General features: G+C 54.0%; 1 protein-coding gene. It reads right to left on the bottom strand.

Translation table 11 applies throughout. From position 1 onward, the window contains the following. Positions 1-574, bottom strand: a 574-nt coding sequence (locus tag MXD62_RS09990; RefSeq protein ID WP_248829057.1) for an alpha-hydroxy-acid oxidizing protein, incomplete at both ends; no start/stop codon positions are given.

The following is a 574-nucleotide window of genomic DNA, read 5'->3' on the forward strand; positions in this document are numbered from 1 at the left end:
TCCATGATTAGAGACAATTATGCCATCTGCGCCGTATTGCAAGGCCAGTTCCGCATCCCGGGGATGGAGAATCCCTTTTAGCAGGATCGGCAGCTTGGTATGGCGCCGCAGGAATGGAAGCTCTGCCCATGTAAGACTAGGATGAAAAAACATACTCCCAAACAGAGAAATTGCCGCCTTCCAATCCTCTTCTGGTGGTTTCTTCAACTTCGAGCGAAAAACCGGGTCTGTCACAAAATTGGCGATCCCTTCTCCGCGATGGAAAGGATTATAGGCATTTCGCACGTCCCTCTCCCGCCATCCGTACACGGGCAGATCAAGGGTGACAACAACTGCGGAGTATTCTGCAGCTTCCGCCCGGCGAAGAAGACTAGCAGTCACGTCAGGGTCTGTTGGCCAAAAAAGCTGAAACCAGCGCGGCGCCTTCCCCATTGCTGCGGCAACTTCTTCGAGGGATCTTGAAGAGACTGTACTGATCGTAAACGGCAAGCCCAGCGCCGCAGCAGCTCGAGCCGTCGCCAGTTCTCCCTGGGGATGGGCAATACCCTGAATGCTGATAGGAGCAAGAAGAACG

Origin of the sequence: Frankia sp. Mgl5 (assembly GCF_023242985.1) — a bacterium.
Classification (GTDB): Bacteria; Actinomycetota; Actinomycetes; order Frankiales; family Frankiaceae; genus Parafrankia; species Parafrankia soli.